The organism is Streptomyces incarnatus (genome assembly GCF_001027185.1).
Taxonomy (GTDB): domain Bacteria; phylum Actinomycetota; class Actinomycetes; order Streptomycetales; family Streptomycetaceae; genus Streptomyces; species Streptomyces puniciscabiei.
The window spans coordinates 1664097-1689887 of record NZ_CP011497.1 but is presented as its reverse complement, the minus strand read 5'-3'; the positions used below and the strand labels follow the sequence as shown (position 1 = coordinate 1689887).

Annotated in this window: 24 protein-coding genes and 1 pseudogene; 19 read left to right on the top strand and 6 right to left on the bottom strand. The window is 72.4% G+C overall.

Annotation, left to right across the window (positions count from 1 at the left end):
* Positions 1–2 precede the first annotated feature (2 nt).
* Positions 3–1544 (bottom strand): IucA/IucC family protein, encoded by a 1542-nt coding sequence (locus ABB07_RS07475; protein ID WP_208897973.1) that lies wholly within the window; start codon positions 1542–1544, stop codon positions 3–5.
* Between the two features lie 85 nt (positions 1545–1629).
* Here ABB07_RS07475 and ABB07_RS07470 point away from each other — a divergent pair, with 85 nt between their 5' ends.
* Positions 1630–3144 (top strand): IucA/IucC family protein, encoded by a 1515-nt coding sequence (locus tag ABB07_RS07470; RefSeq protein WP_208897972.1) that lies wholly within the window; start codon positions 1630–1632, stop codon positions 3142–3144.
* 36 nt (positions 3145–3180) lie between these two features.
* On the opposite strand, the gene ABB07_RS07465 is transcribed toward ABB07_RS07470, so the two are convergent.
* The gene (locus ABB07_RS07465; RefSeq protein WP_208897971.1) at positions 3181–3921 is read right to left on the bottom strand and encodes a CAP domain-containing protein; all 741 of its coding nucleotides are present in this window, start codon (positions 3919–3921) and stop codon (positions 3181–3183) included.
* 366 nt (positions 3922–4287) lie between these two features.
* On the opposite strand from ABB07_RS07465, the pseudogene ABB07_RS07460 reads away from it, so the two are divergent.
* Positions 4288–5201 (top strand): annotated as a pseudogene (locus tag ABB07_RS07460) (HipA family kinase).
* Positions 5202–5238: 37 nt separating this feature from the next.
* The gene (locus tag ABB07_RS07455) at positions 5239–5514 is read left to right on the top strand and encodes an Rdx family protein (RefSeq protein WP_208897969.1); all 276 of its coding nucleotides are present in this window, start codon (positions 5239–5241) and stop codon (positions 5512–5514) included.
* Between the two features lie 3 nt (positions 5515–5517).
* On the opposite strand, the gene aceB is transcribed toward ABB07_RS07455, so the two are convergent.
* Together aceB and ABB07_RS07445 are read right to left on the bottom strand one after the other, a co-directional pair.
* Positions 5518–7143 carry a malate synthase A gene (gene aceB / locus ABB07_RS07450; protein WP_208897968.1) on the bottom strand — a complete coding sequence of 542 codons (1626 nt, stop codon included), beginning with the start codon at positions 7141–7143 and terminating at the stop codon, positions 5518–5520.
* A gap of 184 nt (positions 7144–7327) precedes the next feature.
* Positions 7328–7930: a nucleotidyltransferase family protein gene (locus tag ABB07_RS07445; RefSeq protein ID WP_208897967.1), complete on the bottom strand. Its 603-nt coding sequence runs from the start codon at positions 7928–7930 to the stop codon at positions 7328–7330.
* A 129-nt stretch (positions 7931–8059) separates the two neighbouring features.
* Here ABB07_RS07445 and ABB07_RS07440 point away from each other — a divergent pair, with 129 nt between their 5' ends.
* Positions 8060–8374: a DUF5955 family protein gene (locus ABB07_RS07440; RefSeq protein WP_208897966.1), complete on the top strand. Its 315-nt coding sequence runs from the start codon at positions 8060–8062 to the stop codon at positions 8372–8374.
* Positions 8375–8493: 119 nt separating this feature from the next.
* Here the strand turns inward: ABB07_RS07440 and ABB07_RS07435 are convergent, their stop codons facing one another.
* Positions 8494–9288 (bottom strand): IclR family transcriptional regulator, encoded by a 795-nt coding sequence (locus ABB07_RS07435; protein WP_208897965.1) that lies wholly within the window; start codon positions 9286–9288, stop codon positions 8494–8496.
* Between the two features lie 273 nt (positions 9289–9561).
* Between ABB07_RS07435 and allB the strand changes: the two genes are divergently transcribed.
* The 9 genes from allB (at position 9562) to ABB07_RS07390 (ending at position 18972) form a co-directional block, all read left to right on the top strand.
* Positions 9562–10902, top strand: a complete 1341-nt coding sequence (gene allB / locus ABB07_RS07430; protein WP_208897964.1) for an allantoinase AllB — start codon at positions 9562–9564, stop codon at positions 10900–10902.
* Between the two features lie 50 nt (positions 10903–10952).
* Positions 10953–12083, top strand: a complete 1131-nt coding sequence (alc, locus tag ABB07_RS07425; protein WP_208897963.1) for an allantoicase — start codon at positions 10953–10955, stop codon at positions 12081–12083.
* Between the two features lie 134 nt (positions 12084–12217).
* Entirely contained in the window at positions 12218–13033 is an 816-nt protein-coding gene (locus ABB07_RS07420; RefSeq protein WP_208897962.1) for an AIM24 family protein, read from the top strand.
* Positions 13034–13107: 74 nt separating this feature from the next.
* The gene (locus tag ABB07_RS07415) at positions 13108–13734 is read left to right on the top strand and encodes a dihydrofolate reductase family protein (RefSeq protein ID WP_208897961.1); all 627 of its coding nucleotides are present in this window, start codon (positions 13108–13110) and stop codon (positions 13732–13734) included.
* A gap of 110 nt (positions 13735–13844) precedes the next feature.
* Entirely contained in the window at positions 13845–14756 is a 912-nt protein-coding gene (locus ABB07_RS07410; RefSeq protein WP_208897960.1) for a DMT family transporter, read from the top strand.
* 85 nt (positions 14757–14841) lie between these two features.
* Positions 14842–15237 (top strand): ribonuclease domain-containing protein, encoded by a 396-nt coding sequence (locus tag ABB07_RS07405; protein ID WP_208897959.1) that lies wholly within the window; start codon positions 14842–14844, stop codon positions 15235–15237.
* Positions 15238–15566: 329 nt separating this feature from the next.
* The gene (locus tag ABB07_RS07400; RefSeq protein WP_208903327.1) at positions 15567–16817 is read left to right on the top strand and encodes a sensor histidine kinase; all 1251 of its coding nucleotides are present in this window, start codon (positions 15567–15569) and stop codon (positions 16815–16817) included.
* Positions 16818–17043: 226 nt separating this feature from the next.
* Positions 17044–17715, top strand: a complete 672-nt coding sequence (locus tag ABB07_RS07395) for a response regulator transcription factor (protein ID WP_208897958.1) — start codon at positions 17044–17046, stop codon at positions 17713–17715.
* Positions 17716–17787: 72 nt separating this feature from the next.
* The gene (locus ABB07_RS07390) at positions 17788–18972 is read left to right on the top strand and encodes a cytochrome P450 family protein (RefSeq protein WP_208897957.1); all 1185 of its coding nucleotides are present in this window, start codon (positions 17788–17790) and stop codon (positions 18970–18972) included.
* 23 nt (positions 18973–18995) lie between these two features.
* Here the strand turns inward: ABB07_RS07390 and ABB07_RS07385 are convergent, their stop codons facing one another.
* Positions 18996–20012 (bottom strand): Gfo/Idh/MocA family protein, encoded by a 1017-nt coding sequence (locus ABB07_RS07385; protein ID WP_208897956.1) that lies wholly within the window; start codon positions 20010–20012, stop codon positions 18996–18998.
* A gap of 129 nt (positions 20013–20141) precedes the next feature.
* Between ABB07_RS07385 and ABB07_RS07380 the strand changes: the two genes are divergently transcribed.
* From ABB07_RS07380 to ABB07_RS07355, 6 genes are all read left to right on the top strand, one after another.
* Entirely contained in the window at positions 20142–20879 is a 738-nt protein-coding gene (locus ABB07_RS07380; RefSeq protein WP_208903326.1) for a GntR family transcriptional regulator, read from the top strand.
* Positions 20880–21061: 182 nt separating this feature from the next.
* Positions 21062–22066 (top strand): sugar ABC transporter substrate-binding protein, encoded by a 1005-nt coding sequence (locus tag ABB07_RS07375; protein ID WP_208897955.1) that lies wholly within the window; start codon positions 21062–21064, stop codon positions 22064–22066.
* The gene (locus tag ABB07_RS07370; RefSeq protein WP_208897954.1) at positions 22063–23115 is read left to right on the top strand and encodes an ABC transporter permease; all 1053 of its coding nucleotides are present in this window, start codon (positions 22063–22065) and stop codon (positions 23113–23115) included. The genes ABB07_RS07375 and ABB07_RS07370 overlap by 4 nt, the downstream gene beginning before the upstream one ends.
* Positions 23112–23882 (top strand): ATP-binding cassette domain-containing protein, encoded by a 771-nt coding sequence (locus ABB07_RS07365; RefSeq protein WP_244189256.1) that lies wholly within the window; start codon positions 23112–23114, stop codon positions 23880–23882. The genes ABB07_RS07370 and ABB07_RS07365 overlap by 4 nt, the downstream gene beginning before the upstream one ends.
* Before the next feature lie 116 nt (positions 23883–23998).
* Positions 23999–25144, top strand: coding sequence for an ROK family glucokinase (locus ABB07_RS07360; protein WP_208897953.1), 1146 nt, complete (start codon positions 23999–24001; stop codon positions 25142–25144).
* On the top strand, positions 25141–25725 hold the full coding sequence (locus tag ABB07_RS07355; protein ID WP_208897952.1) for a sugar kinase: 585 nt from the start codon (positions 25141–25143) through the stop codon (positions 25723–25725). Before ABB07_RS07360 ends, ABB07_RS07355 begins: the two co-directional genes overlap by 4 nt.
* Positions 25726–25791 lie beyond the last annotated feature (66 nt).

Below are 25791 nucleotides of genomic sequence, written 5' to 3'. Positions count from 1 at the left end.
TCTTATTGATCAGACGGTGCGTGCTCCAAAACGAGCGGGTTCGGCAGCGACGTCCACTGGTCGCCGGGAGTCCGCAGGGACAGCCGCATCAGGGTCAACGCCTTCGCCGGCAGCGGCCCTTCGCGCAGGACACGCAGGTCGGGGGTGTCGGGCAGGTCCGGTACGGCGGCTGTCAGCGCCGCTCCCAGGGCCGGGCCCGAACCCGCCGTACCGGCCAGGGCGCCCGCCACCAGGGAGCCGAACAGCTTGCGGCGCAGGGCGGTTTCGTCGTCGGTGATCAGCCGACCGGTCAGCGGCGGCGGGGCGATGCCGTGCCGGGCCAGGCGGACCGGGCTGATCCTGATGTCGGCGAGGTCGCGGTAGACCAGCCGCAGCGGGGTGCCGTCGGCCGACAGGATGACCAGCAGGTTCTGGCCGTGCGCCTCCAGGGCCACGCCGAGGTCGAGCAGCCGCAGCCCCACGGCCAGCGCGAGCCGGGTGAACGCCGCCAGCCAGGCGGGGGAGCCGGGCAGGGCCGTCGTGGCGAGCGCGGCCACGGGCACGACCCGCTCGCCCGGCCCGGCGTACACCTCGGGCGACTCCCGCAGCAGCGCGGCCAGGTCCGGGGAGCGGGCCGAGACCGCGCCCAGCGTGCGGGTGACGTGCAGCAGGCCTCCGGTGCGCGCCGCCAGCTCCTCGCCGAGGGCGGACAGGGGCGCGGCGGCCTCGACCGAGTACGGGGAGATGTCCCGCACCGAGGACGTCAGCCGGGCGCTGAGCGCGGTCTTCACATGCGGGCCGTCCGGGAGCGCCAGGGTGCGCAGGGAGAGCAGGGGGTGGGCCGGGCGCCAGGCGGCGTACGGCCGCTTCAGGACGTGGTCCGCCTGCCAGGGGTGCACCGGCACCAGCACCCGCTCGCCGTCCCGCAGTTCCTCCGGCCAGTCGCCGGTGACCAGGCACCCGTCCGCCGGCACCGGCACCGTCCGCAGCTCCACGACCGGCCGGTGCTCCGGGCCGTACGCGAGCTGGTCCGCCACGGAGAAACCGGGCCGGGAACGGCAGCCCGGGTGGTACGGATGCCCGTCGGTCACCCGCTGCTCCCACTCCCAGTCCCTCACCCGGCCGTCGGCCGGGGGGACCGCCACCGGCCACTCCTCCGGGTGATCCGCGCCGGCCCGGGACAGCGCCAACGAGGCGACGCTGTCGGCCAGTTCGGCCGCGAACGCGGGGCCGTGCGGCACGCCGAGGGCGGTCATCAGCCCGGCCGGATCCACCTGGCGCTCCCGGTCCAGGCGGACTCCGGTGACGTACGCGCCGGTGGCGTACGGGTCCGCGTGCGGCCCGTACAGCGTCCGGCCGTCCGCGAGGCGCAGCGCGAGGCTGTGCGCGCCGTGCACCCTGCCGGTGATCCACGGCAGCGGCTCATGGGCCAGCGCCCGCCACAGCCGGGTCAGCACCGCGGCGCGGGCGCCCGGCAGCTCCGCCGTGTACCGGGGCAGCAGCCCGGGCCGGACGGCGGCCAGTTCCTCGGCGACCCGGGTCTCGGCGGCGGGGGGACGGTGCACGGTCGGCTCCTCGGGTACACGGCGCACGGAGGACGATTGTCGGCGACGACAGACATACTGATCGCGACCACCCCGGACGAAACGAATGGATCGCGTGGACTCCTCACCCTCCTCCGGAGCACCCGCCCCAGGAGCCGTCGGCGGCCGTGCCGACGCCTACGCGGCCGCGCCCCTGCTGAACTGCCTGCTGCGCGAGGTGGCCGAGCCGCTCGGGCACCCCGGTGACCCGCGGATCCACCGGCTGCCGAGCGGGCGGCTGCTGCGCGTGCGACCCGGTCGGCGCCCCGCCGATCCCGAGGTGCGCGCGGCCGGGACCTGGCACCGCGTCGGCCACTCCGAACTGGTCAAACTGGTCGCCGAGGAGCTGCGCGGGCACACCGGGCTGCCGGGCGGCGACCTGCCCGCCGAGATGGTCGACAGCCGGGACGCGGTCGCGGCGCTGCTCACCGCCCGCGCCCGGGCGACGGCACCCGCGGACCCGTATCTGCGGTCCGAGCAGTCCCTGATCGGCGGCCACCCGTACCACCCGGCGCCCAAGGCGCGCGGCGGCGGCCCGGTCGCCTCCTGGCTGCCGTACGCCCCCGAGGCGCACGCCCGTTTCCCGCTGGTGCTGCTCGGCGTCCGCGAGGACCAGGTGGCCGAGGAGGGCGACACGCGCGCCCTGGACGCGCTCGGCTCGGCCCCGCCGGGCTACCGCCTGCTGCCGGCCCACCCCTGGCAGCTGGACCTGGTCGGCCGCGACCTCACCCCGGCCTTCGCCGACGGCCGCCTGCTCCGCCTCGGCACGACCGCCTTCGACACCTGGCCGACGGCGGCGATCCGCACGGTGTACGAGCCCCGGCGCGACCTGTTCCTGAAGTTCAGCCTGGACGTCCGCATCACCAACGACATCCGCCGGCTCTGGCGCCACGACCTGCGCCGACTGCAACGTACCGACGCGGCCGCCCGGCACGCCTTCGCGGCGCTGGGCCCGCCCGCCGCCTGGCTGAGCGACCGCGGCTACCGCACGGCCGCCTTCGCCTTCGAGGAGCTCGCCGTCCTGGTGCGCGACGGCCTGCGCGGCCATCTGCTGCCGGGCGCCACCCCGTTGCTCGCCGCCGGCCTCGCCGAGGGCTTCGACGGCAGCCCGCTGGCCACCGCGGCCGACCCGGCGGCCTGGTGGCAGGCCTACCTGCGCCAGGTCGTGCCGCCCGCCCTCACGGCGTTCGACGACCACGGAGTCGTCCTCGAAGCCCATCTGCAGAACACCCTCGTCGCCGTGGACGCGGCCGGCGCGCCCGTCCAGGCGCTGTTCCGGGACGCCGAGGGCGCCAAGCTGCTGCCGGAGGTGACCCGCGCGGCGGGCTGGGAGCGGCTGGTGTACTGCCTGGTCGTCAACCATCTCACCGAGATCGCCGCCGCCCTCGCCGAACACCATCCCGGACTCGACCCCTGGCCCGCCGCCCGCCGCGAACTCGCCCGGCACGGCCTGCCCGAGATCCCATCCCTGCTCACCTCGCCCACGCTGCCCGGCAAGACCAACCTGCTGCTGCGCTGGACCGGAGCGGACGGCGCGGACGCCCGCTACCTGCCCCTGCCGAACCCGCTGGCGGGCGGCTGACCCGGCGCGGGACCCACCCGGCCGTGCCGCAGCCGCTCACCCGGCCGTGCCGAAGTCCTGGGTCCAGTAGCTGCCCGGCTGGGCGAGACCGACGCCGATCTCCTTGTACGAGCAGTTGAGGATGTTGGCCCGGTGCCCGGGGCTGTTCATCCAGCCGTTCATGACCTGCTCCGGGGTGGCGTAGCCGTAGGCGACGTTCTCGCCGTAGGCGCTCCAGCTGTAGCCGGCCCGCGTGATGCGGTCGCCCGGGGAGGACCCGTCGGACCCGGTGTGCGACATGTTCTGGTGGGCCGCCATGTCCGCGCTGTGGGCCTGCGCCGCCTTGGCCAGCTCCGGGTTCACGGTCAGCGGGTGGCAACCGGCCTTGGCGCGCTCGGCGTTGACGAGCTGCACGACGCGCGCGACGGCGCCGGACGCGGTGGCCGTGGGCGTGGGCGTCGGCTTCGGAGCGCTGGACGCGGTGGCGGTGGGCCGGGGAGTACGGGGAGCGGTCGTGCTCCTGGGCTTGGGCGCCGTGGCCCGCTGGGTGGGCGACGCGGTGGCGCTCGGCGTGCCTGTGGGGTGGTGGCCGTTGCGGTGGTGATGGCGGTGGTGCCGGTGGCCGTGGTGCTCCGACGGCTGGGGCGTGCCCGTGGCCGCGGCGTCGGCGGCCCGGTCCCTGCCGCCGTACGGCCAGTCGGAACACGCCAGGGCGACGGACGGCACGCCCACGGCTCCGATGGCGACGGCGGCGACGACTATGCGCCGGTACTGCTGCGTCTTGCGGTGCTTGGCCATTCGTCAACCTCGCTCGGTGATCGCCGGGGCGCTCATTTTCGGGAGGGCCTCACAAGCAGCGCAAAGGCGGCTCCTACTACCGCCTCTCGTAGCGGTTCAAGGCTCTTGTCAGCCGGGCGAAGAGATGCCGGGTTCGCTTACGCGACGTTTGCAAAGGTCTGGCGCCCTGTCAGGTCGGCGGAACGAGGGGCAAATACGGGGCGGTGCCGAACGGGCGCTGTGCCGTGGCCCGATGAGCGGTTCGCCTCGGCGGCAAGCCGGACAAATCCCATATGTCAGCGGAGCCGCTTCTACTACCCGGGATGGTTGGTTGCCGGGTCCGCTGTGAGGGATGTCACTTCACCGGCCTGCCTTAGGCTGATCGATGTGCTGCGCGACGTGACTGCCACCCGATACGTGACCCCCTGCGGTCCGGCGGCTCCGTGCCGGGGGTCGTCGAGGCCGACGACCTCGGCACCTACGTCGTGAAGTTCACCGGTTCCGCGCAGGGGCACAAGGCGCTGGTCGCCGAGGTGATCGTCGGAGAGCTGGCCCGGGCGCTCGGGCTGCGCTTCCCCGAGCTGGTCCTCGTCCACTTCGACCCCGCGATCGCCGCCGCCGAGCCGCACCAGGAGGTGCGGGAGCTGCACGGCGCGAGCGCGGGCGTGAACCTCGGCATGGACTACCTGCCGGGCGCCCGGGACTTCACCCCGGAGATCGCGAAGAGCTTCCCGGTGGACCCGCTGGAGGCGGGCCGGATCGTCTGGCTGGACGCGCTGACCGTCAACGTGGACCGTACGGTCCACAGCTCCAACCTCATGGTCTGGCCCACGCTCGGCACCGTACCGCCCCGTCTGTGGCTCATCGACCACGGCGCCGCCCTGGTCTTCCACCACCGCTGGGACACCACGACCCCGGGCAAGAGGTACGACTTCCGCCATCACGCCCTGGGCCACTACGCCCCCGACGTCCGGGCCGCCGACGCCGAACTCGCCCCGAAGGTGACCGAGGACCTGCTGCGCGGGATCGTCGCCGAGGTGCCGGACGCCTGGCTCGCCGAGGACGCCGGCTTCGCGAGCCCCGACGACGTCCGCGCCGCCTACGTCGACTACCTCCTGGCCCGGGTGCGCCGGTCGCCCGAGTGGCTGCCCACCGACTTCCCGAGCCGCGAGCAGCTCGTGGCCGAGGAGGCCGCCCGCGCGGCGAGGACGCAGGCGGGCCGCCCGGCCTGGCTCAAGCGCGTCCCGGACCTGCACGGCAAGCCGGCGGCGGAACAGGACTGGACGGTCCACCTGGGATGAGGCACAGCGGATGGGCACAGCGGATGAGGTGCAGCGGATGAGTCATCGCGTACAGATCGAGTACTGCACACAGTGCCGCTGGCTGCCCCGCGCCGCCTGGCTGGCGCAGGAGCTGCTCACCACCTTCGAGGCGGAGCTGACCGAGCTGGCGCTCAAGCCCGGCACCGGGGGCGTCTTCGTGGTCCGCGTCGACGGCGAGGTGGTGTGGGACCGCACGGCGCAGGGTTTCCCGGAGCCCACCGCGGTCAAGCGCCTCGTACGCGACCGAGTGGCCCCGGGGAAGTCCCTGGGCCACTCGGACAGGACCGGGTAGGCGTCAGCCCTTGAGCTGCTCGTACGCCGGCAGGGTGAGGAAGTCGGCGTAGTTCTCGTCCAGGGAGACCCTCAGCAGCAGGTCGTGGGCCTCCTGCCAGTGGCCGGCGGCGAACGCCTGCTCGCCGATCTCCTGGCGGATGTTCGACAGTTCCTCGGCGGCGACCTTGCGGGCCAGCTCGGGCGTCGCCCTGTCGCCGTTCTCGAACTCGACGCCCGCGTTGATCCACTGCCAGATCTGCGAGCGGGAGATCTCGGCGGTGGCCGCGTCCTCCATCAGGTTGAAGATGGCGACCGCGCCGAGCCCGCGCAGCCAGGCCTCGATGTAGCGGATGCCGACCTGGACGGCGTTGACCAGGCCCGCGTACGTCGGCTTCGCGTCCAGCGAGTCGATCGCGATCAGGTCGGCAGCCTCGACGTGGACGTCCTCACGCAGCCGGTCCTTCTGGTTCGGCCGGTCGCCGAGGACCTTGTCGAAGGACTCCATGGCGATCGGGACGAGGTCGGGGTGGGCGACCCAGGAGCCGTCGAAGCCGTCGCCGGCCTCGCGGTCCTTGTCGGCCCGGACCTTCTCGAAGGCGACCTTGTTGACCTCGGCGTCGCGGCGGGACGGGATGAACGCGGCCATGCCGCCGATCGCGTGCGCGCCGCGCTTGTGGCAGGTGCGCACGAGGAGTTCGGTGTAGGCCCGCATGAACGGGGCCGTCATCGTGACCGCGTTGCGGTCCGGGAGGACGAACTTCGGCCCGCCGTCACGGAAGTTCTTCACGATGGAGAACAGGTAGTCCCAGCGGCCGGCGTTCAACCCGGAGGCGTGGTCGCGCAGTTCGTAGAGGATCTCCTCCATCTCGTACGCGGCCGTGATCGTCTCGATCAGGACGGTGGCGCGGACGGTGCCCTGCGGGATGCCGACGTAGTCCTGCGCGAAGACGAACACGTCGTTCCACAGCCGGGCCTCGAGGTGCGACTCGGTCTTCGGCAGGTAGAAGTACGGGCCCTTGCCGAGGTCCAGCAGCCGCTGGGCGTTGTGGAAGAAGTACAGGCCGAAGTCGACGAAGGCGCCGGGGACGGCGCGGCCGTCGGCGTCGGTCAGATGACGCTCGTCCAGGTGCCAGCCGCGCGGGCGCATGACGACCGTCGCCAGCTCCTCGTTCGGCCGGAGGGCGTACGTCTTGCCGGACTTCGGGGCGGTGAAGTCGATGTTCCTGGTGTAGGCGTCGATCAGGTTGACCTGGCCGAGGATCACGTTCTCCCAGGTGGGTGCGGAGGCGTCCTCGAAGTCGGCGAGCCAGACCTTGGCGCCCGAGTTGAGCGCGTTGATGGTCATCTTGCGGTCGGTGGGTCCGGTGATCTCGACGCGCCGGTCGTTCAGCGCGGCCGGGGCCGGGGCGACCTTCCAGGAGTCGTCCGCGCGGATCGCGGCCGTCCCGGGGAGGAAGTCGAGCGTGGAGGTGCGGGCGATCTCGGCGCGGCGCTCGGCCCGGCGGGCGAGGAGTTCGTCACGGCGCGGGGTGAACCGCCGGTGCAGCTCCGCCACGAAGGCGAGCGCCGCGTCCGTGAGGACCTCTTCCTGCCGGGGCAGAGGCTCGGCGTCGACGATGGCCAGCGGGGACGGCGCTGGTGCGGACATGAGCTGTCACTTCCTTCAGCGGTGGCACCGGGTGCCAAGTGGCACGTACAGGGCGAACAGCGCCGACTGTGCGGGCAGGCGCTTCTGAACAGTGGATAGTAGTTTCCTCATTGTGGAACTTCAATGGTTTGTTGATGTCGAGATTCTCTGAGTCGAGGCAAGGTGGCGCCCAGTGCCACCCCCCTCACTCAAGGTGGCGCAGGTCCGCCTCGGTGTCGATGTCGTACGGCTCGGCCACGTCCGCGCACTCCACGAGCCGGATCCGGGCCGCGTGCTCCGTCAGGTACGCACGGGCGCCGCGATCCCCGGTGGCGGTCGCCGCGATGCCCGGCCAGTGGGCCGCGCCGAAGAGCACCGGATGCCCGCGCGTGCCGTCGTAGGCGGCCGAGACCAGCGATTTCTCGTCCTCGTAGGCGCCGAGCACCCGCGCCACGGCCGCCGGCCCGATGCCGGGCTGGTCGACGAGGCTCACCAGGGCCGCGCGCACCCCCGTACCGGCCAGCGAGGCCAGTCCGGCGCGCAGCGAGGTGCCCATGCCCTCGGCCCAGTCGGGGTTGTCCACGAGCACGCAGCCGCTGAGATCGGCGCGCCGGCGGACGTCGTCCGCCCGCGCCCCCAGCACGACGTGGATCCGGCCGCACCCGGCCGCGCGCAGCACCTGGACCGCGTGCTCGACCAGGAGGCGCCCCCGGTGCTCCAGCAGCGCCTTGGGCCGCCCGCCGAGCCGCCGGCCCCCGCCGGCGGCGAGCAGCAGCCCGGCGACCTCCTCGTGATGCTTGTCCGTCATGCGTCCTGCATACCTGACGGGGGCCGCGGCGGCCGGTTTCCTTGGGCTGAATTTCGGTCCGCGCGGTGGCGCTCCCGGACGCGGTGGCGTTTACTGGCCCGCGCACGACGGCGTGTGAGGGGGAGGGCTGTGTTGCGGAGCTTGGGGCAGAGGCCAGTGACCGGCAGCGACGAGGACCCGCGAGTGGCGGAGCTGCGGACCGCGGTGTCCCGGCTGCGCCGCGAACTCGCCGCGCTGCCCTCCGAGTTCCCCGACCGCGCCATAGCCGAGGACGAACTGGCCGCGCTGGCCGCGATGGCCTCCGGCGGTTCCCCCGAGATCCCGCGCCTGCGCAGCTCCCTGTTACTGATCGCGGGCGCGATCGGCTCGGTGAGTGCTCTGGGGAGGGGCCTGAGGGAGGTCAGGGAGGCAGTGGATCTGTTCGGAGAGTCGCCGAGAACTTGACAGCTGGGGCGAGCGGACCCACCTAGGGGCGCGGGCCGTATCGATGTGCGGCTCCGCCGCGTGGGCGCGACGAGCCGCAACGCACCCGCACTCGCCCACGCACCCGGGGCACCCCCTGATCAGGCGCCCGAACTCGCCAAGGCCTGAGACAACTCAAGGGCGATCTGCTGCAGCACCGGCACGATCTTCTCGGTAGCCGCTTCCGTGACCCGCCCGGCCGGCCCGGAGATGGAGATCGCCGCAGCCGTCGGAGACTCCGGCACGGACACCGCCAGGCACCGAACCCCTATCTCCTGCTCGTTGTCGTCCACGGCGTACCCCAGCTGCCGTACATCCTCCAGCGCCGCCAGGAACCCCTCGGGCGTGGTGATGGTCTTCTCCGTGGCCGCAGGCATCCCGGTACGCGCCAGCAGCGCGCGCACCTCCTCGTCGGGCACGCCGGCCAGCAGCGCTTTCCCCACGCCGGTGGAGTGCGGCAGCACCCGGCGGCCCACCTCGGTGAACATCCGCATCGAGTGCTTCGACGGCACCTGCGCCACGTACACGATCTCGTCGCCGTCCAGCAGCGCCATGTTCGCCGTCTCGCCGGTCTCCTCGACCAGCCGCGCGAGATACGGCCGCGCCCACGTGCCGAGCAGCCGGGACGCCGACTCGCCGAGCCGGATGAGCCGGGGGCCGAGCGCGTAGCGCCGGTTCGGCTGCTGGCGGACGTACCCGCAGGCGACCAGCGTGCGCATCAGCCGGTGGATGGTCGGCAGCGGCAGCCCGCTGGTCGCGGACAGCTCGCTCAGGCCGACCTCGCCGCCCGCGTCCGCCATCCGCTCGAGCAGATCGAAGGCGCGCTCCAGGGACTGGACCCCGCCACCGGCGGAGGATTTGGCGGAGTCGGTGGTGCTGGCGCTGGACGTCGGCACGGCGCGTTCCTTTCGGGACTGGCGGGAGGTGAGAAGCCTACCCGGCGGCCGGTTGACTCCCTGCTTGTAGATAGCTACGTTCTGCTTGCTGGAATTCTAATTCCGCTTTGTGGAAACGTCCAGAGCGGGTGCGCGTCGCGCGCCGTCCCGAAGTGTGCCCCTTGACGGCGGGGGAGTGGGAGTGAAGACTCCTTCAACAGAACGTTGAAATCCGTTTCGTGGGTGTAAATCCCGTTTCCTGGGCGTAAAACGGCGGTACAGAGAGGGGTTCGGGTGTCCGACGCTGAACTGGTCCTGCGCTCGACGCGCGTCATCACTCCGGAGGGGACGCGGGCCGCCGCGGTCGCCGTGTCCGCCGGAAGGATCACGGCGGTCCTGCCGTACGACGCCGAGGTCCCGGCCGGCGCGCGGCTGGAGGACCTCGGCGACCACGTCCTGCTGCCCGGCCTGGTCGACACCCACGTGCACGTCAACGACCCGGGCCGCACCGAGTGGGAGGGCTTCTGGACCGCCACCCGCGCGGCGGCGGCGGGCGGCATCACCACGCTGGTCGACATGCCGCTCAACTCCCTGCCGCCGACCACGACCGTCGCGAACCTGCGGGTGAAGCAGCAGGTCGCCGCCGACAAGGCGCACATCGACGTGGGCTTCTGGGGCGGCGCCCTGCCGGACAACGTCAAGGACCTGCGCCCGCTGCACGACGCGGGTGTCTTCGGCTTCAAGGCCTTCCTGTCCCCGTCCGGCGTGGACGAGTTCCCGCACCTCGACCAGGAACAGCTGGCCCAGTCCCTGGCGGAGATCGCCGGCTTCGACGGCCTGCTGATCGTGCACGCCGAGGACCCGCACCACCTCGCCGCCGCCCCCCAGCACGGCGGCCCCAGGTACGCCGACTTCCTCGCCTCCCGGCCGCGCGACGCCGAGGACACGGCCATCGCGAACCTCATCGCCCAGGCCCGCCGCCTCCACGCGCGCGTGCACGTGCTGCACCTGTCCTCCGGCGACGCGCTGCCGCTGATCCGCGCCGCCCGCGCCGAGGGCGTGCGGATCACCGTGGAGACCTGCCCGCACTACCTCACCCTGACCGCCGAGGAAGTCCCGGACGGCGCCAGCGAGTTCAAGTGCTGCCCGCCCATCCGCGAGGCGGCCAACCAGGACCTGCTCTGGGAGGCGCTGGCCGACGGCACCATCGACTGCGTCGTCACCGACCACTCGCCCTCCACCGCCGACCTGAAGACCGACGACTTCGCCACCGCCTGGGGCGGCATCTCCGGCCTCCAGCTGAGCCTGTCCGCCGTATGGACCGCGGCACGCGCGCGTGGCCACGGCCTGGAGGACGTCGTGCGCTGGATGTCCACGAAGACCGCCGCCCTGGCCGGCCTCGACGCCCGCAAGGGAGCCATCGCGCCCGGCCGTGACGCCGACTTCGCCGTCCTCGCCCCCGACGAGACCTTCACCGTCGACCCGGCCGGCCTCCAGCACCGCAACCGGGTCACCGCGTACGCCGGCAAGACCCTGTACGGCGTCGTGAAGTCCACCTGGCTGCGCGGCGAACGCATCGTCGCGGACGGCGAGTTCACCGGCCCGAAGGGCACCCTGCTCGCCCGCCCCCAGTAAGCCCCCCGCACCCGCAACCGGCCGACTCCAGAAAGGACCCCCTGATCACCGTGACGGCGCTGCAGCAACCGAGTTTGGCCACCTTCACCGGCGACGCGAACCCCTACGGAGGCGGCGACCCGTACGCGGACTACCGCACCGCCGACTTCCCCTTCACCCAGTACGCCAACCTCGCCGACCGGCAGCTCGGCGCCGGTGTCATCGCCGCCAACGACGAGTTCTTCGCCCAGCGGGAGAACCTGCTGGTGCCCGAACGGGCCGAGTTCGACCCCGAGCACTTCGGGCACAAGGGCAAGATCATGGACGGCTGGGAGACCCGCCGCCGGCGCGGCGCCTCCGCTGAGCACCCGTGGCCGACCGCCGAGGACCACGACTGGGCGCTGGTCCGCCTCGGTGCGCCCGGTGTGATCCGCGGAATCGTCGTCGACACCGCCCACTTCCGCGGCAACTACCCGCAGGCGGTCTCCATCGAGGGCACGTCCGTACCCGGCTCGCCGTCCCCGGAGGAGCTGCTGGGCGACGACGTGAAGTGGACGACGATCGTCCCGCGCACCGCCGTCGGCGGCCACGCGGCGAACGGTTTCTCCGTATCGGTGGAGCAGCGCTTCACGCACCTGCGCGTCAACCAGCACCCCGACGGCGGCATCGCCCGCCTGCGCGTGTACGGCGAGGTCGTCCCGGACCCCGAGTGGCTGTCGGTGCTCGGCACCTTCGACGTGGTCGCCCTGGAGAACGGCGGCCGGGTCGAGGACGCCTCCAACCTCTTCTACTCCCCGGCCACCAACACCATCCAGCCGGGCCGCTCGCGCAAGATGGACGACGGCTGGGAGACCCGCCGCCGCCGCGACCAGGGCAACGACTGGATCCGCTACCAGCTGGTCGCCCAGTCGCAGATCCGCGCGATCGAGATCGACACCGCCTACCTGAAGGGCAACAGCGCCGGCTGGGCGTCGGTGTCCGTCAAGGACGGCGAGAACGGCGACTGGACCGAGATCGTCCCGCGCACCCGCCTCCAGCCCGACACCAACCACCGCTTCGTGCTCCCCGAGCCCGCGGTCGGCACGCACGCGCGGATCGACATCTTCCCCGACGGCGGCATCTCCCGGCTGCGCCTGTTCGGCTCCCTGACCGGGCAGGGCGCGGCCGCCCTCGCCGCCCGCCACCAGGAACTGGGCGGCTGACCCACTCCCCGGCCCACCCCTGACCCGCGCGGGGCGCCCCGGCCTGGACAGCACCGGGCGCCCCGCGTGTCACCCACAAGGACCCGTTTCCGGGTGGCTGGAACTTACGGGTCCGTCTCCGGCGTTCTCCCCGCGTGACCCTTCAGCAAGAGATCGTCGGCAACGCCATGCAGATGGCGGTCGTCAACCTGCAGCCCGGCCAGACCGTGTACTGCGAGGCCGGAAAGTTCCTGTTCAAGACGACGAACGTGACCATGGAGACCCGGCTGTCCGGCCCGTCGGGCAACGGCGGACAGCAGCAGGGCGGCTCCGGCGGCGGCATGGGCGGCCTGCTCCGCCAGGCCATGGGCACCGCCATGCAGGTGGGCCAGCGCATGCTCGCGGGCGAGTCGCTGGCGTTCCAGTACTTCACCTCCCAGGGCGGTGAGGGCACGGTCGGCTTCGCCGGTGTGCTCCCGGGCGAGATGCGGGCCCTGGAACTCGACGGCAGGCGCGCGTGGTTCGCCGAGAAGGACGCCTTCGTGGCCGCCGAGTCCACCGTCGAGTTCGGCATCGCCTTCGCGGGCGGCCGCACCGGCATGAGCGGCGGCGAGGGCTTCATCCTGGAGAAGTTCACCGGGTACGGCACGGTGATCATCGCCGGCGCGGGCAACTTCATCGACCTCAACCCGGCGGACTTCGGCGGCCGCATCGAGGTAGACACCGGCTGCGTGGTCGCCTTCGAGGAGGGCATCCAGTACGGCGTCCAGCGCGTCGGAGGCCTCAACCGCCAGGGGATCATGAACGCCGTGTTCGGCGGCGAGGGCCTGTCCCTGGCCACCCTGGAGGGCAACGGCCGGGTGATCCTGCAGTCCCTGACCATCGAGAGCCTCGCCAACGCCCTGAAGAAGGCCCAGGGCGGCGACAAGCAGGGCCCGACCGGCGGACTGTTCTCCACCCACGCCGGCTGAGCCGATGAGTTCCGGGCCGCGGCGGGGTCTGAGGTGATGACAGCAGACCCCGCACCCGGAAGAAGGCACCCCTCATGGGCAAGCTCGTCTCCACCGTCTTCGTCACCCTCGACGGCGTCTACCAGGCCCCGGGCGGTCCCCAGGAGGACACCAGCGGCGGCTTCACCCGCGGCGGCTGGAGCTTCGTGTACGGCGACGACGACTTCGGCAGGTTCGTCACCGAGGTCTTCGACCGGGCCGGCGCCTTCCTGCTCGGCCGCCGTACGTACGACATCTTCGCCGCGTACTGGCCCAAGGTGACCGACCCGGCCAACCCCATCGCCGCCAAGCTCAACGCCCTGCCGAAGTACGTCCCCTCCGCGACCCTCACCGACCCGGCCTGGTCCGGCACCACCGTGCTCGGCGGCGACCTCGCCAAGGAGGTCCAGGCCCTGAAGGAGCGGACGGACGGCGAACTCCAGGTCCACGGCAGCGGCGCGCTGGTCCGCTCGCTCATCGGCCTCCGGCTCCTCGACACCCTGAACCTGGTGACCTTCCCGGTCCTCCTCGGCTCCGGCCGCCGTCTGTTCCCCGAGGGCACGGCCCCCACCGGCTTCCGCCACACCGCCGGCCGCGTCACGGGCGCGGGCGTCTCCATCCAGTCGTACGACCTGGCCGGCGACCCCGAGTACGGCTCGTACGAGCTCCCCGAAGACGCCTGAGGCGCACCCGCAAACCCCTGGCCGAAGATCGTCCCCGCCGGTACGGTGATCGCGCCCCGTGCGAGCCGCCGACGTCTCCGCACCCCTTCGGAGACCGGGAGAGCCGCCCCATGTCGTCGATCGCCGTACCGGGCCCCACCGCCCTGCCCCGGCGTGCCTGGCACACCGACCTGCCCGTGCTGCTCGTCGCCGTGTGCTGGGGTGCCAGCTACCTCGCCGCCAAGGACATCACCACCGCCCGTACGGTCCTCGCCGTGCTGGTGCTGCGGTTCGCGCTCGCCGTGCCCGCCCTGGCCGTCGCCGGGCGGCGCGTCCTGCGCGAGCTGACCCCCGCCCAGTGGCGCGGCGCCGCCCTGCTGGGAGTGATCCTCAGCGGGATCTTCCTGCTGGAGACGTACGGGGTGGTGCACACCTCGGCGACCAACGCCGGTCTGATCATCAGCCTCACCATGGTCTTCACCCCGCTCGCCGAGGCCGCCGTCACCCGCACCCGGCCCACGCCGGCCTTCCTCGGCGCGGCCCTGCTGTCGGTGCTCGGCGTCGTCCTGCTCACCCAGGGCGGCGGCTTCACCCGGCCGGGCACCGGCGACCTGCTGATGCTGCTCGCCGCGCTCGCCCGCACCCTGCACGTCCTCGCCATGTCCCGGCTCCGGGCCGTGCGGGGCGCCGGCGCGCTGCCGCTGACCACGGTCCAGCTCGGCGTGTCCGTCGCCGTCTTCGCGCTGCTGTCCGCGGTCTCGGGCGGTCCGGCGCCCTGGGCGGTCGCGGCCGGGTTCGGTGCCCGGGACTGGGCGGGGCTGCTGTTCCTGTCCGCGCTGTGCACGGTGTTCGCCTTCTTCGTGCAGATGTGGGCGGTCCGCCGTACGTCACCGTCCCGGGTCGGGCTGCTGCTCGGCACCGAGCCGCTGTGGGCCGCCGCGGCGGGCATCGCCCTGGGCGGGGAACGGCTCGGCCCGCTCGCCCTCGCGGGCGGTGCGCTGGTGCTCGTGGGGACCGCCTGGGGGCGCGGCGCGGCAGGTTAACTTCACGAAAACTCCCCGGACTTGAAAGGAAAATCTTCAATCTTGTCGTTGACATGCCAACGTCTACGCGCGTCATCATGAGGGCATGAGATTCCCCCCACGCGCCACTCGTATCGGCGCCGCAGCCGCGCTCCTGTCCGCCCTCCTCGTGGGCGGCACCGTCTCCGCCACCACGGCGGACGCCGCAGCCTCGTCGGCCGGCAGCATCTGCTACGGAAACCTGCCGTCGCAGGCCCACGACACCCTGGACCTGATCGCCAAGGGCGGCCCGTACCCGTACTCGCAGGACGGCACCGTCTTCTCCAACAAGGAAGGCGTCCTGCCCAGCGAGTCCTACGGCTACTACCACGAGTACACGGTGATCACCCCCGGCTCCCCCACGCGGGGCGCCCGGCGCATCGTCACCGGTGAGCAGTCCCAGGAGGACTACTACACCTCCGACCACTACGCCACGTTCAACCTGATCGACTTCGGCTGCTGAGCCGGTCCACCACACCCAACGGAACGGCGCGAGACGCGTGCCCCGCACGCTCGCCCACGGCTGTCTCCCCCCACCCAGAGGCCGCGGGCGGCGCAGCGGCACGGCACCACCAGCGGGCCGCCGGGATCCGTCCCGGCGGCCCGCTGTCGTCCGTCCGGCCCGCTGTCGTCCCGCCCGCTGTCGTCCGGCGGCCGCTGGCCGGACGGGCGGGAGCCGCCGAAAGTCCATGAGTCCGCGACTTTGGTAGCCGATCACGCGCAGGGCGCGGCCGGCGTCCCGCGGGCTGCGTAGATTGGTCGACCGTGACGGAGAACGGGCTTGGCCCCACCATGACGCGCGGGGCGTGGCCCCGCCCGTGGATGCTGCCCTCCGCCCTGCTGCACGGGCTGGACCCGGACTCCGGCCCCGACGGCCGGCGGCCCCGGCGCACCGCACGGGACTGGATCGTCGACAGCTGCTGCTTCCTGCTGGCCCTGCTCCTGTTCCTGACGACCGCCGACGGTCTGCGCCAGGAACCGGACGTGTCCGGGGGGCTCGCCGTCGCCGATGTCGTGCTGGGCGCCCTGTCCTGCTGCGCTGTCTGGCTGCGCCGCCGCCGGCCGGTGGGCCTCGCCGCCGCGATGGTCGCCGTCGGCATGGTGTCCGCCACGTCGGGCGGCGCGGGCGCGGTCGCCCTGTTCACCCTCGCCGTGCACCGGCCCTTCCGCTACGTCGCCTGGGTCGGCGGCGTCGACCTCGCCCTCGTACCCGTCTACTACTGGCTGCGCCCGGACCCCGACCTGCCCTTCGCCGCCGCCGTCGTGTTCGTCGTGCTGCTCGTCGTCTCCGTCATCGGCTGGGGCATGTTCGTGCGCTCCAAGCGCCTGCTGCTGCTCAGCCTGCGCGAGCGGGCCCACCGGGCGGAGACCGAGGCGCGGCTGCGCGCCGAGCAGGCGCAGCGGCTCGCCCGCGAGGCCATCGCCCGCGAGATGCACGACGTCCTCGCCCATCGGCTCACCCTGCTCAGCGTGCACGCGGGCGCGCTGGAGTTCCGGCCGGACGCGCCGCGCGAGGAGATCGCCCGGGCCGCCGGAGTGATCCGGGAGAGCGCGCACGAGGCGCTCCAGGACCTGCGGGAGATCATCGGCGTGCTGCGGGCCGGCGAGGCCGAGGACGCGGTCGGCGAGCGCCGCCAACCGACGCTGGCCGCGCTGGACGCCCTGGTCGCCGAGTGCCGCGAGGCGGGCATGAAGGTCACCCTGGACCACCGGGTCGCCGACCCGGCCGCCGTCCCCGCCTCCGTGGGCCGCACCGCCTACCGCATCGCCCAGGAGGCCCTGACCAACGCCCGCAAACACGCCCCCGGCGCCGAGGTCGCCCTGAGCCTCGCCGGCACCCCGGGCGAGGGCCTCACCGTCACGGTCACCAATCCCGCGCCCACCATCGAGCCCACACCCGTCCCCGGCTCCGGCCAGGGCCTGATCGGCCTCACCGAACGCGCGAACCTCACCGGCGGCCGCCTGGACCACGGCACCACGGCCGACGGGGGCTTCGAGGTACGAGCCTGGCTGCCCTGGGGGCGACCGGGACCGCGGCCCTGAGAACGCCGGGCGGGTGCCGACCGCCCCTGGAGGGGCGCGGGGCCGCATCGATCAGCGGCTCCGCCGCGGGGCGCGACCAGCCACCGACACCCCGCACCCGGCGATGGCGGATGTGCCCCGAGTCCCGCTCCGCGCACCGCGGTTGCCGCAGCGCCCGCGGAGTACGGACGGTTCCGGATGCGGAGCCACGGCACCAGGGCCCGCGCAACCATGATTACGTAAGGCCATGACGCCGATCAGACTCCTCCTCGTCGACGACGACCCGCTCGTACGGGCCGGACTGGCCCTGATGATCGGCGGGGCCGAGGACATCGAGATCGTCGGCGAGGCCGCGGACGGCGCCCAGGCCGAGGAAGCCGTCTCGCGCACCCGGCCGGACGTCGTCCTCATGGACATCCGCATGCCGTCGGTGGACGGGCTCACCGCGACCGAGCGGCTGCGCGCGCGGGCCGACGCCCCGCAGGTCGTGGTGCTCACCACCTTCCACGCCGACGAGCAGGTGCTGCACGCCCTGCGCGCGGGCGCCGCCGGTTTCGTGCTGAAGGACACCCCGCCCGCCGAGATCGTCGACGCCGTGCGCCGGGTCGCGGCCGGCGACCCCGTGCTGTCGCCCGCCGTCACCCGGCAGTTGATGCGCCACGCGGCCGGCGGCGCCGCCGACGCGCGCCAGGCACGCGCGCGTGACCGGCTCGCCGTCCTCAACGACCGGGAACGCGAGGTCGCCGTCGCCGTCGGCCGGGGCCTCGCCAACGCGGCGATCGCCGGCGAGCTGTTCATGAGCGTGGCCACCGTCAAGACCCACGTCTCCCGCATCCTCGCCAAACTCGGCCTCGCCAACCGCGTCCAGATCGCCCTGCTCGCCTACGACGCGGGACTGGTCGACGGGGACGGGCACTAAGCCCGTGCGCCGCGCGTTGTCGCAGTACCGGGAGGTGCCCGGCGGGCCTCGGGGGTGTCCGGAAGGGGAGCGATGGACAGGCAACACGTGGTCGATCTAGGGGAGTTCGGGGACGCGCTGCGCACGGATCCCCATCCGGTGTACGCCCGGCTGCGCGAGCAGGGCCCCGTGCGCCGCGTCCGGCTGCCGGGCTGGGAGGACGAGGCCTGGCTGGTCGTCGGGTACGAGGAGGCGCGGGCGGCCCTCGCGGACAGCAGGCTGGCGAAGGACACCAGCAAGATCGGCGTGACCGTCGCGGACCAGGAGATGATCGGCGAGCACCTGCTGGCCACCGATCCGCCCCAGCACACCCGCCTGCGCGCCCTCGTCACGCGCGCGTTCACGATGCGCCGGGTGGAGCGACTGCGCCCGCGGATCCAGCAGATCACCGACGAACTGCTGGACGAGATGCTCCCGGCCGGCCGCGCCGACCTCATCGCCTCCCTCGCCTACCCGCTGCCCATCACCGTCATCTGCGAACTCCTCGGCGTCCCCGACATGGACCGCGAGGAGTTCCGCAAGACGTCCACGGAGGTGGTCGCGCCGACCAACGAGCAGACGGGCTACGACGCGGTCGTCCGCCTCGGCGCGTACCTCACCGAGCTGATCGAGGACAAGCGCAGCTCCGGCCCCACCGACGACCTGCTCAGCGATCTGATCCGCACCACCGCCGAGGACGGCGACCGGCTCTCCGCGCCGGAACTGCGCGGCATGGCCTTCCTGCTGCTGATCGCCGGCCACGAGACCACCGTCAACCTCATCGGCAACGGCGTCCACGCCCTCCTGACCCACCCCGCCCAACTCACCGCCCTGCGCGCCGACATGAGCCTCCTGGACGGCGCCGTCGAGGAGATGCTGCGCTACGAGGGCCCGGTGCAGAGCGCCACCTACCGGTTCGCCGCCGAGCCCCTGGAGATCGCAGGCGCGGCCATCGAGCGGGGCGCCCATGTGGTGATCAGCCTGACCGCCGCCCAGCGCGACGGCGAGCGCTATGACGACCCGCACCGGTTCGACATCCGCCGCGACACCCGCGGCCACCTCGCCTTCGGCCACGGCATCCACTACTGCCTCGGCGCACCCCTGGCCCGCCTGGAGGGCCGTACGGCCATCGGTACACTGCTGCGCCGCGCCCCCGGCCTCGCGCTCGACGGCGCCCCCGGCGCATGGCTGCCCGGCCTGCTGATGAGAGGGATGCGCAGCCTTCCGGTGCGCTGGTGAGCGGCCTCTGACACCAGCCCGTCCTACGACGCCCGTACCCGGTCCGGGATCTCCGCCAGCACCACCGGGCGCCGCTCCCGCCGGGAGACCTCGCAGGCCTCGGCCACCCGCAGGGCCTGCAGAGCCTCGTGGCCGTCGCACGGGTTGGCGCGCTCGCCGCGCACCACCTCCACGAAGGCGTTCAGCTCGGCCTCGTAGGCGGGCCCGAACCGCTCCAGGAAGCCGGGCCACGGCTTGGCCGCGGGCGGCGGCCCGGTCGGCTCGGTGGACGCGAGGGGCGTACGGTCGTCCAGGCCGACCACGACCGTGTCCGCCTCCCCCGCCAGCTCCATGCGCACGTCGTAGCCCGCGCCGTTCAGCCGGGTCGCCGTGGCCGTGGCGAGGGTGCCGTCGTCCAGCGTGAGCAGCGCCGCGCCCGTGCCGACGTCGCCCGCCTCGCGGAACATCGCGGGCCCGGCGTCGGACCCGGTGGCGTAGACGTCGGCCACCTCGCGGCCCGTCACCCACCGCAGCACGTCGAAGTCGTGGATCAGCGTGTCCCGGAACAGCCCGCCGGACAGCGGCAGCCAGTCGGCCGGGGGAGGGGACTGGTCGCAGGTCATCGCGCGCACGGTGTGCAGCCGGCCGAGGCGCCCCGAGCGGACGGCCTCGCGGGCGCCCGCGTAGCCCACGTCGAAGCGCCGCTGGAACCCCATCTGCAGGACCGTGCCGGCCGACTCCACCTCGGCGAGCGCCTGGAGCGTGCCCGGCAGGTCGAGCGCGATCGGCTTCTCGCAGAACACCGGCAGGCCCGAGCGGGCTGCCCGACCGATCAGTTCGGCGTGGGCCGACGTCGCCGTGGTGATCACCACCGCGTCCACGCCCCACTTGAAGATCTCGTCCACACTCGGCGCCGCCGTCTCGCCCAGCCGGTGTGCCAGTCCCTGAGCCCGTGCCGGATCCGCGTCCGTCAGGATCAGCGATCCGACATCGCGGTGGCGGCTGAGCGTTCTCGCGTGAAGGGTGCCGATGCGGCCCGTACCGATGACCCCGATGCGCATGGAAACAAAGTGAGGGCGGAGCCCGTACGCTGTCAATGCGTATGTCCGGACAATCGGACTACACAACTTCCCGTCAACCGGCCACGGGGCTACGCTCGGCCCGTGCCGAAACCAGATGTGGACCCGACCGTGTCGCTCGATCTCCATGTGGACCGGAGCTCCCCGGTACCGCTGTACTTCCAGCTCTCGCAGCAGCTGGAGGCCGCCATCGAGCACGGCAGCCTCACCCCGGGCAGCCTCCTGGGCAACGAGATCGAGCTGGCCGCGCGGCTCGGCCTGTCCCGTCCGACGGTCCGCCAGGCCATCCAGTCCCTCGTCGACAAGGGGCTCCTCGTCCGCCGCCGCGGCGTCGGCACCCAGGTGGTGCACAGCCAGGTCAAGCGCCCGCTGGAGCTGAGCAGCCTGTACGACGACCTGGAGGCGGCCGGCCAGCGTCCCGCGACCAGGGTGCTGGTCAACACCGTCGTGCCGGCCACCGCCGAGGTCGCCGCCGCGCTCGGCGTGCCCGAGGGCGGCGACGTGCACCGCATCGAGCGGCTGCGCCTCGCGCACGGCGAACCGATGGCGTACCTGACCAACCACCTCCCGCCCGGCCTGCTCGACCTGGACACCGGGCAGCTGGAGGCCACCGGCCTGTACCGGCTGATGCGCTCGGCGGGGATCACCCTGCACAGCGCCCGCCAGTCCATCGGCGCCCGCGGTGCCACGGCGGCCGAGGCCGAGCGCCTCTCCGAGGCCGAGGGGGCGCCTCTGCTCACCATGCAGCGCACCACCTTCGACGACACCGGCCGCGCGGTCGAGTTCGGCGACCACACCTACCGTCCGAGCCGCTACTCCTTCGAGTTCCAGCTGCTCGTACGGTCGTGACGGCGGGCTCCGGGCGCGACGGAGGGCCCCTAACGGTCACAATGTCCGGACAATAAGACCGCAGACGCACCCCCGGTCCTGTCACGAGTGTTCATGGTGTTCGATACTGGAGCGTTCGGGGCCGCTGATCTGATCACCGGCCCCTTCCGCACGTACGAACACGGCAAGAAGGGCACGGCCTCGTGGCACGGTTTCGGACCTGGGCGGTCATAGCGCTGACAGGGGCACTTTCGCTGTCCCTGGGGGCGTGCAGCAGCACCGGGGGCAAGCGGGCGGAGGACGCCCGCAAGGCCGCCGCGGCCCAGGGAAGGGCGGCGGTGAACACCCCGCGCTGGACCTTCGCGATGATCACCCACTCGGGAGACGGCGACACCTTCTGGGACATCGTGCAGAGCGGCGCCAAGCAGGCCGCCGTCAAGGACAACATCAACTTCCTCTACTCGCACGACGACCAGGCCCAGCAGCAGGCGCAGCTCGTGGACGCGGCGGTCGACAAGAAGGTCGACGGCATCATCGTCACCCTCGCCAAGCCCGACGCCATGAAGGCCGCCGTCGCCCGCGCCGAGAAGGCCGGCATCCCGGTCATCACGGTGAACTCCGGCTCCGAGGAGTCCAAGGCCTTCGGCGCCCTCACCCACATCGGCCAGGACGAGACCGTCGCCGGCGAGGCCGTCGGCGACGAGCTGAACAAGCGGGGGAGGAAGAAGGCCCTGTGCGTGCTGCACGAGCAGGGCAACGTCGGCCACGAGCAGCGCTGCGACGGCGTCGCCAGGACCTTCCGCGGCACGCTGCGGAAGCTGTACGTCAACGGCACCGACATGCCCGACGTCCAGTCCGCGATCGAGGCCAAGCTCCAGGCCGACAGGTCCATCGACTCCGTCGTCACGCTCGGCGCCCCGTACGCCGACACCGCCGTGAAGGCCAGGAGCGACGCGGGCAGCAAGGCCGAGATCGACACCTTCGACCTCAACGCCCAGGTCGCCGCCGAGCTGAAGAACGGCACCCTCGGCTTCGCCGTGGACCAGCAGCCGTACCTCCAGGGGTACGAGGCGGTCGACCTGCTGTGGGCCTACAAGTACAACGGCGACGTCCTCGGCGGCGGCAAGCCGGTGCTGACCGGCCCGCAGATCGTCACCAGGGACCAGGCCTCCGCGCTGGCCGCGTACACCGAGCGGGGCACCCGATGAGTGCGACCCTGGAGAAAACGGCGGGCGAGACCGCTGACGAAAGGATTCTGCAGAGCTCTCCGCTGCGGAAGCTGCTCGCCCGGCCCGAGCTGGGCTCGGTCGTCGGCGCGCTCGCCGTCTTCGTCTTCTTCGCCTGCGCCGCCGACGGTTTCCTGCGCGCCACCAGCCTCAGCACGGTCCTGTACGCCTCCTCGACCATCGGCATCATGGCCGTACCCGTGGCACTGCTGATGATCGGCGGCGAGTTCGACCTGTCGGCCGGTGTCCTGGTGACGTCCTCGGCGCTGATCTCCTCGATGTTCAGCTACCAGATGACGGCGAACACCTGGGTCGGCGTCGGCGTCTCGCTCCTGGCGACCCTCGCCGTCGGCGCCTTCAACGGCTTCGTCCTCACCCGCACCAAGCTGCCCAGCTTCATCGTCACGCTGGGCACCTTCCTGATGCTGACCGGCATGAACCTCGGCTTCACCAAGCTCATCGACGGCACGGTGTCGACGAAGACCATCGGCGACATGGAGGGCTTCCCCGCCGCCCACGCGGTCTTCGCCTCGACGCTCACGATCGGCGGGGTCGACTTCAAGGTCACGATCCTCTGGTGGTTCGCACTGGTGGCCGTGGCCTCCTGGATCCTGCTGCGCACGCGGGCCGGCAACTGGATCTTCGCGGTCGGCGGCAACCAGGACGCGGCCCGCGCGGTCGGCGTCCCGGTCGCCAGGACCAAGATCGGCCTCTACATGGGCGTGGCCTTCGGCGCCTGGATCTGCGGCCAGCACCTGCTGTTCTCCTTCGACGCCGTCCAGTCCGGCGAGGGCGTCGGCAACGAGCTGATCTACATCATCGCGGCCGTGATCGGCGGCTGCCTGATCACCGGCGGCTACGGCAGCGCGATCGGCTCCGCCGTGGGCGCCCTCCTCTTCGGCATGACCAGCAAGGGCATCGTCTTCGCCGAGTGGAACCCCGACTGGTTCAAGTTCTTCCTCGGAGCGATGCTGCTCCTCGCGACCCTGCTCAACGCCTGGGTCAAGAAGCGCGCGGAGGCCAACAAGTGACTCTGGTCGAGCTGTCCGACGTCAGCAAGCACTACGGCACCGTCCGCGCCCTCGAAGGCGTCTCGCTGGAGGTCCACCCCGGCGAGATCACCTGCGTCCTCGGCGACAACGGAGCCGGCAAGTCCACCCTCATCAAGATCGTCGCGGGACTGCACCGGCACGACGGCGGCACCCTGCGCATCGAGGGTGAGGAGACGACCCTCGCCTCCCCGCGGGAGGCCCTGGACCGCGGCATCGCCACGGTCCACCAGGACCTGGCGGTGGTCCCCCTCATGCCGGTGTGGCGCAACTTCTTCCTCGGCTCCGAGCCCCGCAAGGGCAAGGGGCCCTTCAAGCGCCTGGACACCGGCCTCATGCGCCGCACCACCCGCGAGGCACTGCTGCGCATGGGCATCGACCTCCGGGACGTCGACCAGCCCATCGGCACCCTCTCCGGCGGCGAACGCCAGTGCGTGGCGATCGCCCGCGCGGTCCACTTCGGCGCGAAGGTCCTGGTCCTGGACGAGCCCACGGCGGCACTGGGGGTCAAGCAGTCCGGTGTGGTCCTCAAATATGTGGCCGCGGCACGCGACCAGGGCCTGGGCGTTGTCTTGATCACCCACAACCCGCATCACGCGTACCTGGTGGGGGACAGGTTTGTACTGCTGCGCAGGGGCACGATGGTGGGCAATTACACACGGGACGACATAACACTGGACGAGCTGACCCAGCAGATGGCGGGAGGATCCGACCTCGAGGCTCTACGCCATGAACTGCAGCGTGGTTGAGGGGCGCGGGGCCCTGCGCGATCGTCCACGACGGGCCCGCACCCGGCAACGATCGCGCACCCCGTCTCCTCGCCCCGCGCAGCACCCAGCGTGAGCGTGCGGCACAATCGAGCCCGATGAGCACCTACCGCGACCTCACCGCCCCCATCGGCTCCCGCCGGGCCCCCGTGCTCCGTACGGTCGGCACCAGGGAACGCCGCTCCCACCTGACCGCACCCCGTGTGCCGACGGTAGGGATCGACATCGGCGGCACCAAGGTCATGGCGGGCGTCGTGGACGCCGACGGCAACATCCTGGAGAAGCTCCGCGCGGAGACCCCGGACAAGTCCAAGAGCCCCAAGGTCGTCGAGGACACCATCGTCGAACTGGTCCTGGACCTGTCCGACCGGCACGACGTGCACGCCGTCGGCATCGGCGCGGCCGGCTGGGTCGACGCCGACCGCAACCGCGTCCTGTTCGCCCCCCACCTGTCCTGGCGCAACGAACCGCTGCGCGACCGCCTGAGCGGCCGCCTCTCCGTGCCGGTCCTGGTCGACAACGACGCCAACACCGCCGCCTGGGCGGAGTGGCGCTTCGGCGCCGGCCGTGGCGAGGACCACCTCGTCATGATCACGCTCGGCACCGGCATCGGCGGCGCCATCCTGGAGGACGGCCAGGTCAAGCGCGGCAAGTACGGCGTCGCGGGTGAGTTCGGGCACATGCAGGTCGTGCCCGGCGGCCACCGCTGCCCGTGCGGCAACCGCGGCTGCTGGGAGCAGTACAGCTCCGGCAATGCCCTCGTCCGCGAGGCCAAGGAGCTGGCCGCCGCCGACTCCCCGGTGGCCTACGGCATCATCGAGCACGTCAAGGGCCAGATCGGCGACATCACCGGCCCGATGATCACGGAGCTGGCCCGCGAGGGCGACGCGATGTGCATCGAGCTGCTCCAGGACATCGGCCAGTGGCTCGGCGTCGGCATCGCCAACCTCGCCGCCGCCCTCGACCCCTCCTGCTTCGTCATCGGCGGCGGGGTCTCGGCCGCCGACGACCTGCTCATCGGCCCGGCCCGGGACGCCTTCAAGCGTCACCTCACCGGCCGCGGCTACCGCCCCGAGGCCCGCATCACCCGGGCCCAGCTCGGCCCCGAGGCCGGCATGGTGGGCGCCGCCGACCTGGCCCGGCTGGTGGCCCGCCGGTTCCGCCGGGCCAAGCGCCGCCGGGTGGAGCGGTACGAACGCTACGAGCGGTACGCCCAGGCCCGCCGCGACCGGGACACCGCATGACCGCCTCCCTGCCCCGCCAGGCCGCCCCGCCGGACGAGCCGCGCCACCTCCCCGCCGAGAACCCCCGGCACAAGGCCAGGCGCCGCGCCCTCACCCTGCTGATCATCGGGCTGCTGATCGGCGTCCCGGCCGGCTACCTGGTGATCTCCGCGAACCAGAGCCGCGACAGCGGCAAGGACAAGGAGGCCAAGTACTCCGCGACCGGCCTGACCCCGGGCTGGCCGTCGAAGGTGCAGCGCCGCCTCTACCAGGTGGCGGTCCCGTACCCGGCCGACTACGTCGCCTCCTACGAGACGAACAACTGGAAGACCAGCCGCCTCTACGTGCAGTTCCGCACCAACGAGGCCGGCCTGTACAGCTTCCTGCAGACCATGGGCACAGGCCGGGACGAGCTGAAGAAGGACGACATCGCCATCGGCGCCCGCGACCAGAAGGTCAGCGGCTGGCACTTCACCGGCACCGGCCCGTGGTGGGGACTGACCCACAAGCAGAAGAACCCGGCGCCGACCCAGGACGTGGTCGTGAACATGTCCGACCCGAAGAACCCGGTGGTCTACGTCGTCTCCCGCACGGTTCCGTAACCGCGGGCCCGGCCGGTCCCGGGGCCGATTGTCAGACCCCGCCCGTAGAGTCGAAGACGTCTGATC

What these genes read in the sequence shown, in the direction of transcription:
- ABB07_RS07405 (WP_208897959.1), top strand. Translation starts at nt 14,842, where the DNA reads ATGAGATTCCCCCCACGCGCCACTCGTATCGGCGCCGCAGCCGCGCTC.
- ABB07_RS07415 (WP_208897961.1), top strand. Translation starts at nt 13,108, where the DNA reads ATGGGCAAGCTCGTCTCCACCGTCTTCGTCACCCTCGACGGCGTCTAC.
- ABB07_RS07390 (WP_208897957.1), top strand. Translation starts at nt 17,788, where the DNA reads ATGGACAGGCAACACGTGGTCGATCTAGGGGAGTTCGGGGACGCGCTG.
- ABB07_RS07355 (WP_208897952.1), top strand. Translation starts at nt 25,141, where the DNA reads ATGACCGCCTCCCTGCCCCGCCAGGCCGCCCCGCCGGACGAGCCGCGC.
- ABB07_RS07410 (WP_208897960.1), top strand. Translation starts at nt 13,845, where the DNA reads ATGTCGTCGATCGCCGTACCGGGCCCCACCGCCCTGCCCCGGCGTGCC.
- ABB07_RS07360 (WP_208897953.1), top strand. Translation starts at nt 23,999, where the DNA reads ATGAGCACCTACCGCGACCTCACCGCCCCCATCGGCTCCCGCCGGGCC.
- ABB07_RS07470 (WP_208897972.1), top strand. Translation starts at nt 1,630, where the DNA reads ATGGATCGCGTGGACTCCTCACCCTCCTCCGGAGCACCCGCCCCAGGA.
- ABB07_RS07455 (WP_208897969.1), top strand. Translation starts at nt 5,239, where the DNA reads ATGAGTCATCGCGTACAGATCGAGTACTGCACACAGTGCCGCTGGCTG.
- ABB07_RS07370 (WP_208897954.1), top strand. Translation starts at nt 22,063, where the DNA reads ATGAGTGCGACCCTGGAGAAAACGGCGGGCGAGACCGCTGACGAAAGG.
- ABB07_RS07400 (WP_208903327.1), top strand. Translation starts at nt 15,567, where the DNA reads ATGACGCGCGGGGCGTGGCCCCGCCCGTGGATGCTGCCCTCCGCCCTG.
- ABB07_RS07395 (WP_208897958.1), top strand. Translation starts at nt 17,044, where the DNA reads ATGACGCCGATCAGACTCCTCCTCGTCGACGACGACCCGCTCGTACGG.
- ABB07_RS07385 (WP_208897956.1), bottom strand. Translation starts at nt 20,012, where the DNA reads ATGCGCATCGGGGTCATCGGTACGGGCCGCATCGGCACCCTTCACGCG.
- aceB (WP_208897968.1), bottom strand. Translation starts at nt 7,143, where the DNA reads ATGTCCGCACCAGCGCCGTCCCCGCTGGCCATCGTCGACGCCGAGCCT.
- ABB07_RS07465 (WP_208897971.1), bottom strand. Translation starts at nt 3,921, where the DNA reads ATGGCCAAGCACCGCAAGACGCAGCAGTACCGGCGCATAGTCGTCGCC.
- ABB07_RS07445 (WP_208897967.1), bottom strand. Translation starts at nt 7,930, where the DNA reads ATGACGGACAAGCATCACGAGGAGGTCGCCGGGCTGCTGCTCGCCGCC.